This is a genomic window from Pseudomonas sp. BT-42-2, from assembly GCF_025847435.2.
GTDB classification, from domain to species: Bacteria; Pseudomonadota; Gammaproteobacteria; order Pseudomonadales; family Pseudomonadaceae; genus Aquipseudomonas; species Aquipseudomonas urmiensis.
Window position 1 is genome coordinate 45,550 of sequence record NZ_JAOYTM010000022.1, and the last position, 11,524, is coordinate 57,073.

General features: G+C 62.3%; 8 protein-coding genes. All 8 read right to left on the minus strand.

What is annotated here, in order from left to right; genetic code table 11:
- Positions 1-35: 35 nt before the first annotated feature.
- Positions 36-1,700 (minus strand): glucose-6-phosphate isomerase, encoded by a 1,665-nt coding sequence (gene pgi, locus OIU19_RS22915; protein ID WP_264236927.1) that lies wholly within the window; start codon positions 1,698-1,700, stop codon positions 36-38.
- Positions 1,701-2,132: 432 nt separating this feature from the next.
- The gene (gene panC, locus OIU19_RS22920) at positions 2,133-2,996 is read right to left on the minus strand and encodes a pantoate--beta-alanine ligase (protein ID WP_186556479.1); all 864 of its coding nucleotides are present in this window, start codon (positions 2,994-2,996) and stop codon (positions 2,133-2,135) included.
- The gene (gene panB, locus OIU19_RS22925; RefSeq protein WP_264236928.1) at positions 2,993-3,793 is read right to left on the minus strand and encodes a 3-methyl-2-oxobutanoate hydroxymethyltransferase; all 801 of its coding nucleotides are present in this window, start codon (positions 3,791-3,793) and stop codon (positions 2,993-2,995) included. The genes panC and panB overlap by 4 nt, the downstream gene beginning before the upstream one ends.
- Before the next feature lie 249 nt (positions 3,794-4,042).
- Complete coding sequence (gene folK / locus OIU19_RS22930; RefSeq protein ID WP_264236929.1) at positions 4,043-4,522, minus strand: 2-amino-4-hydroxy-6-hydroxymethyldihydropteridine diphosphokinase; 480 nt, start codon at positions 4,520-4,522, stop codon at positions 4,043-4,045.
- A 2-nt stretch (positions 4,523-4,524) separates the two neighbouring features.
- Positions 4,525-5,913, minus strand: a complete 1,389-nt coding sequence (locus OIU19_RS22935) for a polynucleotide adenylyltransferase PcnB (protein WP_186556476.1) — start codon at positions 5,911-5,913, stop codon at positions 4,525-4,527.
- 810 nt (positions 5,914-6,723) lie between these two features.
- A complete protein-coding gene (locus OIU19_RS22940; RefSeq protein ID WP_264236930.1) occupies positions 6,724-8,175 on the minus strand; it encodes a sigma-54 dependent transcriptional regulator in 1,452 nt (483 codons plus the stop codon).
- A gap of 4 nt (positions 8,176-8,179) precedes the next feature.
- Complete coding sequence (locus tag OIU19_RS22945; protein WP_186556474.1) at positions 8,180-11,155, minus strand: sensor histidine kinase; 2,976 nt, start codon at positions 11,153-11,155, stop codon at positions 8,180-8,182.
- Entirely contained in the window at positions 11,139-11,315 is a 177-nt protein-coding gene (locus OIU19_RS22950; RefSeq protein WP_003250005.1) for a hypothetical protein, read from the minus strand. Before OIU19_RS22950 ends, OIU19_RS22945 begins: the two co-directional genes overlap by 17 nt.
- Between the last annotated feature and the right edge of the window lie 209 nt (positions 11,316-11,524).

Here is an 11,524-nt window from a genome sequence, read left to right on the forward strand (position 1 = left end):
GGCTTACCCCGCGCTGGAGAGTGGGCAGCGGCGGATCAGCCGCGGTGACGCCCACGGAAGTAGTTGATCAAGCCCTGAGTAGAGCCGTCTTCGGCGGACTCTTCCTGAGCGCCCACCAGACGCTGGTAAACACCCTTGCCGAGCTCTTTGCCCAGTTCCACGCCCCACTGATCGAAGGCGTTGATGCCCCACACCACGCTTTGCACGAACACCTTGTGCTCATACATCGCCACCAGTGCGCCGAGGCGGCGCGGGCTGATGCGCTCGACTACCAAGGTGTTGCTCGGGCGGTTGCCCGGGATCACCTTGTGCGGCGCGAGCTTTGCGATGTCCGCTTCGTTTAGGCCTTTGCCGCGCAGTTCGGCCTCCGCCTCTTCGCGGGTCTTGCCGAGCATCAGTGCCTGGCTCTGCGACAGGCAGTTGGCGTACAGCCACTGGTGATGGTCGGCGACCGGGTTGAAGCTCACCACAGGGACGATGAAGTCCGCCGGGATCAAGTGGGTGCCTTGGTGCAGCAGCTGGTGATAAGCGTGCTGACCATTGCAACCCACGCCACCCCAGATCACCGGGCCGGTCTCGGTTTTCACCGGGGTGCCGTCTTGCAGCACGCTCTTGCCGTTGGATTCCATGTCCAGCTGTTGCAGGTGCTTGGTGATGTTACGCAGGTAGTGGTCGTACGGCAGGATCGCGTGGCTGTTGGCGCCCCAGAAGTTGCCGTACCAGACGCCGAGCAGGGCCAGCAGGACCGGCATGTTCTTGTCGAACGGCGCGGTTTGGAAGTGCTGGTCCATGGTGTAGGCGCCAGACAACAGCTCCTTGAAGTTGGCGGTGCCGATGGCCAGGGCAATCGGCAAGCCGATGGCCGACCACAGCGAGTAGCGCCCGCCGACCCAGTCCCACATGGGGAAGATGTTCTCTTCACGAATACCGAAGGCCACGGCGGCGGCCTTGTTGCTCGAGACGGCGATGAAGTGGCGATACAGCTCGGCCTCGGAGCCGCCCTGGGCCAGGTACCAGGTCCGAGCGGCCATGGCGTTCTTCAGGGTCTCGAGGGTGTTGAACGACTTCGACGAGACGATGAACAGCGTGGTTTCGGCGCGCAGGTTGGCCGACAGTTCATGGAATTCACTGCCGTCGATGTTCGCCAGGTAATGGCAGCGTACCCCGCGCTGGGCGTAGGGCAGCAGGGCTTCGGAAACCAGCTCCGGGCCGAGGAACGAGCCACCGATGCCGATGTTGACTACGTCGGTGATCGGCTTTTCGCTGTACCCGCGCCACAGGCCATCGTGGATGCGGCCGACCAGCTCGGTGATCTGGTTGAGGACCTTGTGCACCTCAGGCATCACGTTGACGCCATTGACGCTGAGCTTGTCGCCCACCGGGCGGCGCAGCGCGGTGTGCAGCACCGGGCGACCTTCCGAGGCGTTGATGATTTCGCCGTTGAACATCGACTCGATGGCCTGGGCAAGATCGACTTCATTGGCCAAATTGACCAGCAGTTCGCGGGTCTGCTCGGTAATCAGGTTTTTCGAGTAGTCGAGGAACAACCCGCAACTGCTCAGGGAAAACTGGTCGAAGCGCTTGGAATCGGCAGCGAAGGCTTCGCGCATGCTGAAGCCCTGCATGGCGTCGCGGTGTTGCACAAGCGCCTGCCAAGCGGGCAGCGCCGTCACATCATGGGGGGTACGGTAATACGCCATTGCGGATGGTTTCCTTGATGCATGATCGTGCCTTGGACAACGGGCAGTCGCTGCCGGTTGCAGGCTGGGGATCATTATAGGCATTGCTTGCGTGGGGGGAATGGGGGCAGGCAGGGAGAATTTGGGCCGCTGCGCGGCCTTCGCGGGCAAGCCCGCTCCCACAGGGATCGAGATGACCTTGAGGGATTCGCTAAGACTCACGGCAAACAATGGGCCTCACAGGCACAACAATGATCGCGTGAAACATGCAAATCCCTGTGGGGGCCGGCACAGGGATCGAGATGACCTTGAGGGATTCGCTAAGACTCACGGCAAACAATGGGCCTCACAGGCACAACAATGATCGCGTGAAACATGCAAATCCCTGTGGGAGCGGGCTTGCCCGCGAAGAGGCCGGCACTGACACAGCAAAGTCAGTTGCTCCCCCAAGGCCTAGGCAGTCAGTTCATCCAGATGCAGGTACAGGTTATCGATCAGTCGTGTAGTACCCAGGTACGCTGCAGCAATTACCACCACATCGCGATCATCGATCATCGCCGGGCGCAAGGTCAGCGCATGCCGCACCTCCAGGTAGTCCGGGCGAAAACCTGCTGCCAGCAGCTGCGCCTGAGCCGCAACGATCAACGCTGCATAGTCGCGCTGACCATGGCGAATGGCGTCGGCCATCGCACTCAGTTCACGATACAGGGCAGGCGCCGCTGCGCGCTGCTCCGGGCTCAGGTAACCATTGCGCGACGACAGTGCCAGGCCATCCTCGGCGCGCACGGTCGGCTCGCCGATGATCTGGATCGGCATGTTCAGGTCGCGCACCATGGCGCGGATTACCGCCAGCTGCTGGAAGTCTTTCTCGCCAAACACGGCAAGGTCGGGCTGGACCATGTTGAACAGCTTGCTGACCACGGTTGCGACACCTTCGAAGTGCCCAGGACGGCTGGCGCCGCACAAGCCTTCGGACAACTGCGGCACGCTGACCCGGGTCTGCACGCTCATGCCGTCGGGGTACATCTCTTCGACGGTGGGTGCGAACAGCAAGTGGCAGCCAGCCTGGAGCAAGCGCTCCTGATCGGCGGCCAGGGTTCGTGGGTAACTGTCGAGGTCCTCGCCGGCGCCAAACTGCAGCGGATTGACGAAGATGCTGGCAACCACGAAATCAGCACGCTGGGCGGCCTTGGTCACTAGCGCAGCATGGCCGCTGTGCAGGTTGCCCATGGTCGGGACGAAGGCGATTCGCTTGCCTTCGCCACGCGCGCGGGCAACGGCGGCGCGCAGCTCGCGCACGGTCTTGACTGTGTTCATGCGCTGAATCCGTGTTCACTGGCGGGGAAGCTGACGTCTCTGACTGCCGTGACATAGGCGACCAACGCACTGTGGATATCCGGCTGGCCGACCATGAAGTTCTTCACGAACTTCGGCACGCGACCGCTCAAGGACAGGCCGAGCATGTCGTGCAGCACCAGCACCTGGCCGTCAGTTGCACTGCCGGCACCAATACCGATGACCGGAATGCTCACCGCCTGGGTGATCTCCGCCGCCAACTCACTAGGCACACATTCGAGCAGCAGCATGGCCGCGCCGGCTTGCTCCAGGGCAATGGCGTCAGCGCGCATCTGCCGCGCTTGGGCTTCCTGGCGGCCTTGGACCTTGTAGCCACCCAGTACATTGACAGTTTGCGGGGTCAAGCCCATGTGCGCGCACACCGGCACGCCGCGCTCGGCTAGCAGGCGGATGGTTTCGGCCAGCCAGGCAGCGCCTTCGAGCTTGATCATATGCGCGCCGGCCTGCATCAGTGTGGCGCAGTTGGCAAAGGCCTGCTCGGGGGTGGCGTGGGCCATGAACGGCAAGTCGGCAAGAATCAATGCGCCGTCATTGCCGCGTTTGACGCAGGCCGTGTGATAGGCCATCTCGGCGGTAGTGACCGGCAGGGTGCTGTCGTGACCCTGCAGGACCATGCCCAGCGAGTCACCCACCAGCAGTACGTCCACACCGGCCTGGCTGGCGACCTTGGCGAAGGTTGCGTCGTAGCAGGTCAGCATGGTGATTTTCTCACCCTTGGCCTTACGGCCGTGCAGGGTGGTCAGGGTTAATTCAGGCATGTAGGAAATCCTCGTTCAGGCGCTGTGAAAAACGACTGCGAACAACGCATGCATTCATCTTCCGGAGCGGCACATCATCGGTTGTGATGTTCGGGCACAGGTCCGTCCGGGCCTAAATAGGTGATATGTGGCACATCGACGCCACGGGACGCCTATAGTCGTGAGCGAGGGGGGCGAAGTCAATGACCCTGTTACCGCATTGTTACGGCGCGGGTGTTACTGGCGTTACCGTCGCCTGCAACGCCCGAATTACAGGCGTTCCAGACCGACGAACGGACAGTCTTCGAGCAGCTGGGCGAGGCGCCGGCCATCGGCAAGGGTGAAATCCGCCGGCACTAGTTCGGCCAGCGGATAGAGCACGAAGGGGCGCGCCTGCATGTGGTAATGCGGCACTTTCAGGCGGGGAATATCGATGACCTGGTCTGCGAACAGCAGTACATCCAGGTCGAGGGTGCGCGGCCCCCAGCGCTCCTGACGGACCCGCCCCTGCTCATTCTCGATGGCTTGCAAGACATCGAGCAGCTGCAGCGGGGTCAGCGAGGTGTCCAGCGCGGCCACGGCATTGGTGTAGCGCGGCTGGCCTGGCAGCAGCGAGTCACTGGCATAGAAGCTCGACACGCCTGCCAGGCAGGTGCCCTCGGCCTTGTCCAAGGCATCGAGGGCATTGCGCAGCTGTTCGGCGGGATCGGCCAGGTTACTGCCCAGGCCGATGTAGACGCGGCTGCGCATGCTCAGTCAAAGGCCTCGTCACCGCTGCGCTTGCGCTTGGAGCCACTGCGCTTGCGTTTGCGTGGGGCGGCACCGGCGCCATCGTCACGGTTGCCCAGGTCGCGGATCATGTCGCGACGCTCGCTGTCGTTGGCTTCCTGGTAGTCAGTCCACCATTGGCCGAGCTCTTCGGTTTCCTCGCCTGCGCTTTCACGCAGCAGCAGGAAGTCGTAGCCGGCACGGAAACGAGGGTTGTCGAGCAGCATGTCGGCGCGTTTGCCGCTGCGGCGCGGCAGGCGCTCCTGCATGTCCCAGATCTCACGGATCGGCAGGGTGAAGCGTTTCGGGATAGCGATACGCTGGCACTGCTCGGCGATCAAGTCGTGCGCGGCCTGGTTCATGGCCGGGATTGGCGGCACGCCCTGGCTTTGCAGATACAGCGCGCGGCCCGGTAGGGCTGGCCAGAGCAGGGCGGCAAAGAGGAAGGCAGGGGTAACCGGCTTGCCTTGCTTGACACGCAGGTCGGTGTTGGCCAGTGCCTGGCTGATCAGTGTATGGGTATAGGTCGGACGCTCTTCCAGGGCATGGCTGCTGCCTGGGAACAGCGGCTCGAACAACTCCAGGTCGACCAGCATTTCAAAGACGATTGCGCCTTGGCCGGAAAGGAACAGCTTGAGGCTCTCTTCGAACAGGCGGGCAGCGGGAATCTCGCGCAGCAGTGGCGCCAGCTCACGAATCGGCTTGACCGTGTGCTTTTCGATGCCGAAGTCGAGCTTGGCGGCGAAACGCACGGCGCGCAGCATGCGCACGGGGTCTTCCTGGTAGCGATGGACCGGGTCGCCAATCAAGCGCAACAGGCGGTTGCGGATGTCATGGATACCGTTGGCGTAGTCGAGAATGCGCTCGCTGACCGGATCGTAGTACAGCGCATTGATGGTGAAGTCGCGGCGCTGCGCGTCTTCTTCCAAGGTGCCGTAGACGTTGTCACGCAGGATGCGACCGCTGGCATTGTGCGATGAGCGATGGCTATCGCCTTCGCCTTCGTCCGAATGATGGGCGCGGAAGGTGGCGACTTCGATGATCTCACGGCCGAAATGCACGTGGACCAGCTTGAAGCGACGGCCAATGATTCGGGCGTTGCGGAACTCGGCACGGATCTGCTCGGGCGTGGCGCTGGTGGCGACGTCGAAGTCCTTGGGGTTGATCCCCAGGAGCAAGTCGCGCACGCAGCCACCGACCAGGTAGGCCTGATAGCCGGCGGCCTGCAGGCGGTCGACGATGCTTACCGCATGGCGGCTGAACTGGCTGCGTTGCAGCGAGTGCTGGCTCTTGTTGATCACTTCAGGCGTGGTGCGCCTGTGGTGTTGACCACCGGTGGGCGGACGGAATGACTGGAACAGCTTCTTCAGCATGGGATGCACTGTTTGAAGGAATGTTCGGCCACGGATAGGAGAATGGCCGCATGATGGGCGGGGATTCTAGCATTTACTGGGGGAATGGTGTAGGCGATGCGCCAAGGGGTGTTCCAGGAGGGAGAAACGACAAGGGGAGCCTAAGCTCCCCAAGAAGTCGTTGCGTGCTCTTATTGTTTTTCTGCTGGGCTTCTTGTTTTTGTTGAGTGCCCTGTCCACAAAGCTCGAAACTTGTGGACGACCCCCAAACCGGGGGTAAAGAGCAAACGGATTGCTTTGGCCGCTGAGGTGATGCTGATCTGTCGATCCAACCAGTGTAGGCGCTGCTTTAGTGCAGTTTTTGTTGTTCTCTGCCTGGTTGTGGGGCAAGCCCCAAACACAACTCCTCTCCAAAAGAATCAGTTAGCTGCGCCTCCGCCGTCTTGTTTTTATTGTGCGTGAGCCGTTTCGTCTTGTTCTTATTCTGAGTTGCAGTGCTTGTTATTGTTCTTGTACCAAACATATAGCAGGTGCCGTGCCAACTTTGGCAGGTCCAGCAAAATCAGGGGGTTGCGGGATTTTGGCGGGGTTGCCGGGCGGGCAAATGTAGAAATTTCGTTACCGTACGCCTCGGCATCTGTTACGGCGGGAGGGGTGAGGTAACAGATTTTTGCGCGAACTGATCTGTTACCGAAGCTTTTGGGGCCGCTTTGCGGCCCTTCGCGGGCAAGCCCGCTCCCACAGGTACAGCGCTAAGCTTGAGAGCGGCGCACAGCCTGTGGGAGCGGGCTTGCCCGCGAAGGGCTGCAAAGCAGCCCCAAGAATGATGTATCAGTTATCGCTGGTAGCGTTGCTCTTGCGCCGTGGAATGCCCAGGCGCTGGCGCCGTTCCCACAGGCACTTGCGGCTGACACCCAGCTTGCGGGCAAGCTCGGTCTCGGTCATGTGGTCCTGGTGTTCGAGGACGAAATGCTGGAAGTAATCCTCCAGCGACAGATCCTCGGTCGGCTCATGGCTGGCGTTGTTGGCGCTGACACCGCCGATGGTCGGCAGGTTGTTCAACAGCTCGTCATCGTCCAGATCGCTCAATTCGATGTCGATGCCCAGCAGCTCGGCGGAAATTTCCGGGCTCTCGCTGAGAATGACCGCGCGCTCGACAGCGTTTTCCAGTTCGCGCACGTTACCCGGCCAGCTGTAATGACGAATGGCCTGCTCGGCTTCGTGGGAGAAGTGCAGGTCATCGCGACCGATACGCGCACTCTGCCGGGCGAGGAAGGCATTGGCGATCTCATTGACGTCACTGCCACGCTCACGCAGTGCGGGCAGCTTCAGGGCGATCACGTGCAGGCGGTAATAAAGGTCTTCGCGGAACTGGCCGGCCTTGGCCAGGTTCTTCAAGTCGCGGTGAGTGGCGGCGATCAGGCGCACATCGACTTTCTGCGACTGCACCGAGCCGACCCGGCGAATTTCGCCTTCCTGCAACACACGCAGGAGGCGCGCCTGGGCTTCCAGTGGCAGTTCACCGATTTCATCGAGGAACAGCGTGCCGCCGTCGGCCGCTTCGACCAGGCCGGCCCGACCCGCGCTGGCGCCGGTGAATGCGCCCTTCTCGTGGCCGAACAGCTCCGACTCGATCAGGGTTTCCGGGATGGCCGCGCAGTTGACCGAGATCATCGGCGCCTTGGCCCGTCGCGATAGATTGTGCAGGGCGCGGGCGACCAGCTCTTTACCGGTGCCGGATTCGCCTTGGATCAACACATTGGAGTCAGTCGGGGCGACTTTGCGGATCTTGCTGTACATATCCTGCATCGGCGGGCACGAGCCGATGATGCCGATCTCGCCATTGGCTGCGTTGTTGGTGCCCTTGTCGACAGCACCCACCTTGCCATTGGCCCGTGGCTCGGCGCTGGCTGGCGCTGCGGCGGGGGCGTTCTGGCGGTCGCGCAGGATCCGCGCCACGGCCTGGAGCATCTCGTCATGGTCGAAGGGCTTGGCGATGTAGTCCACCGCGCCCATCTTCATCGAGTCGACCGCCGAGCGCAGGCTGGCGTAGCTGGTCATGATCAGCACCGGGGTACCCTGGCCGAGCTTGATCAGCTCGGTGCCGGGCGCGCCAGGCAGACGCAGATCGCTGACGATCAGGTCGAAGGTGGCAATGCTGAAGCGTTCCTGGGCTTCCTGCACCGAGCCGGCTTCGCTGACCTGGTACTGGTTGCGCTCGAGCAGTCGACGCAAGGCCGAGCGGATGATGGTTTCGTCTTCGACGATCAGAATATGCGGCATTGATTCAATTCTCTCGACGGTCTCGAATTTCAGGGGACGTCGCTACGACATGCCGGGGCAGGGTCACGCGGATCCGGGTGCCACGCTGCCGTTCGATATCGGCGGGGCTGTCGATGGTGATTTGCCCATAATGCTCTTCCACGATGGAATAGACCAGAGCGAGCCCCAGTCCGGTTCCTTCGCCCGGGTCCTTGGTGGTGAAGAACGGTTCGAACAGGCGGTCCATGATGTTTTTCGGGATGCCACTGCCTTCGTCCTCGACGATCAGGTCGACGGCGTGCTCGCTCATCTCGCTACGCACCCGCACGGCGCTGCCCGGTGGCGAGGCGTCGCGAGCGTTGGAGAGCAGGTTGATCAGCACCTGGGCTAGGCGTTGCGGGTCGCCCTCGACCCAGTGATCAGGGTCGCAGAGGTTGAAGAACTGTACTTCGAAATTGCGCCGGTTGAGGGCCAGCAGACCGATGGCATCTTGCGCCACCTCCGCCAGGCACACCGGCTCTTCGCTGTTCTGCTGGCTGCCGCCGGCGTGGGCGAAGCTCATCAGCGACTGGACGATGCGCGATACGCGCTTGGTTTGCTCGATGATCTGGCTGGACAGCTCGGTGATCTCGCCGTCGCCTTCGCGCTCCTCGCGCAGGTTCTGCGCCAGGCAGGCGATGCCGGTGATCGGGTTGCCGATCTCGTGGGCCACCCCGGCTGCCAGGCGGCCGATGCTGGCCAGGCGCTCGGAGTGCACCAGCTTGTCTTCCAGGGCCTGGGTTTCGGTGAGGTCTTCGACCAGCAGGACCAAGCCGCTGTTACCCGGCGCGAGGGGCTCGTCGATGGCCGCCTTGTGCAGGTTGAGCCAGCGGATCTGACCATCCAGGCCCAGGCGCTGCTTGTGCAAGTGCTCATCGGGTACGTTGATGAAGCCTTGCAACAAGCCGCGCCAGGGTTCGCTGATGGTCATCAGGCGTGAACCGACCACATGCTTGGCGGCGATCCCGGTCAGCTCCTCCATGGCTTTGTTCCACATGAGGATTTCCTGGTCCTTGGCCAGCGAGCAGACCCCCATCGGCAGCTCCTGCAGGGTCTGGCGGTGGTAGCGGCGCAGGGCATCGAGTTCGGCGGCAAGGCCGGTCAGGCGCGAGTGGTAGTCTTCCAGGCGGCTTTCGATGAAGTGGATATCTTCGGTGACGTAGTTCTCGTTGCCAGACTTGTACGGCAAGAACGTCTCGACCATATCCTGGGCCACGCTTGGCCCCATCAGCCCGGACAGGTTGGCCTCGATGCGGTCGCGCAAGCGGCGCAGGGCATACGGGCGGCGCTCGTCGAAGGGCAGGTAGAGATCGCGCAAGGCCTGCTCGACTTCTTTTTGCGCGGCCTTGGCGCCCAGCGGCTTGGCCAGTTGGGTGGCGAACTCTTGTGGCGAGGCAGCGTGCAGCTCGCGGCGTTGTGGTCGGCGCACGTTGTCCACCGCACAGGCTTCGGCGGCGCTGATTTCTTCGCTGCTGGCATTGGTGAACAACGAGATCAACGTAAACAGCAGGACGTTGGCCGCCAGCGAGGCGATTGCCGCCATGTGCCAGCTGGTGTCGTCGAGCACGTAGATCATGTTCAGCAGCGGAATGTAGAAGCCCTGCAGATTACCCAGCAGCGGCAGCAGCATGGTCACCATCCACACCAGCATGCCGGCCAACAGCCCGGCGATGAAGCCGCGCCGGTTCGCGGTTGGCCAGTACAGGACCGACAGCACACCAGGGAGGAACTGCAAGGTGGCGACGAAGGCAACGATGCCCAGGTTGGCCAGGCTCTGGTGAGTGTTCTGGGTCAGGTAGAAGATGAACCCGGCGGTGATAATGGCGACGATTAGCGCGCGCCGGGTCCATTTCAGCCAACGATAGATGTTGCCTTCCGCCGGTGGCTGGTAGAGCGGCAGCACCAGATGATTCAGCGCCATGCCGGATAGCGCCAGGGTGGTGACGATGATCAAGCCGCTGGCGGCGGACAGCCCGCCAATGTAGGCCAACAGCGCCAGCGCCTCATTGTTTGCGGCAATGCCTAGGCCGAGGGTGAAGTATTCAGGGTTAGTGCTCGCCCCCAGGCGCAGACCAGCCCACAGAATCAGCGGCACGGCCAGGCTCATCAACAGCAGGAACAGCGGCAGGCCCCAACTGGCGCTGACCAGCGAGCGTGGGCTGAGGTTCTCGGTGAACGCCATGTGGTACATGTGCGGCATGACGATGGCCGAGGCGAAGAACACCAGCAGCAGGGTGCGCCATGGGCCTTCTTGCAAAGGTGTGTGCAACGCGGCCAGGGCGGTCTGGTTCTGCAGCAGCCAGACTTCCAGGCCGTGCGGCCCGCCAAACACGCCGTACAGGGCATACAGGCCGACCCCGCCCAGGGCCAGCAACTTGATCACCGACTCGAAGGCGATGGCGAACACCAGGCCTTCGTGCTTTTCGCGAGTGGCGATGTGGCGTGAGCCGAAGAAGATGGTGAACAGGATGATCAAGGCGCAGAAGGCGAACGCCACTCGCGCTTTGACCGGTTCGCCGGTGAGGATGCTGATCGAGTCGGCAACGGCCTGGATCTGCAAGGCCAGCAACGGCAATACGCCAATCAACATGAAGATGGTGGTCAGGGCCCCGGCCCAGGTGCTGCGAAAGCGAAACGCGAGCAGGTCGGCCAGTGACGACAGCTGGTAGGTGCGGGTGATCTTCAAGATCGGGTAGAGCAGCACCGGCGCCAACAGGAAGGCCCCGGACACCCCCAGGTAGCAGGCCAGGAAGCCATAGCCGTACTGGTAGGCCAGGCCCACCGAGCCATAGAAGGCCCAGGCACTGGCGTAGACGCCCAGCGACAGGGTGTAGGTCAGTGGGTGGCGGATGACCGAGCGCGGGATCAGCCCGCGTTCGCTGATCCAGGCCACGCCGAACAGCACCAACAGGTACCCGGCGCTGATCAGGATCATCTGGGTCAGGCTAAAGCTCATCGGCATCTCGTTGGCTCTGCAGGATGAAGGTGACGACGATGAGGATCAGCCAGAGCAGGTAAGGGCGATACCAGGCTCCGGTCGGCTCGATCCACCAGTCCATGATGGCCGGGGAGAACAAGTAGATCCCCACGACCAGAAGCAGGACCAAACGATAGATGTACATGCTGGCCTCGATGGTTGGGCGCTGCGGGCTTGGACTTATTATTGGCGCAAATGGCGGGGGCGATGCTAGCGGGATTCCGTGTTCTACGGCAAGAAATTGAATTTATTGGCTTTTCGTGCGTTTCTCAGTGCTAGTAGAGGCCCTATCGCGGGGCAAGCCCGCTCCCACGCCTGTCTATCTTCAACAGGGCGCAGGCGTGGGAGCGGGCT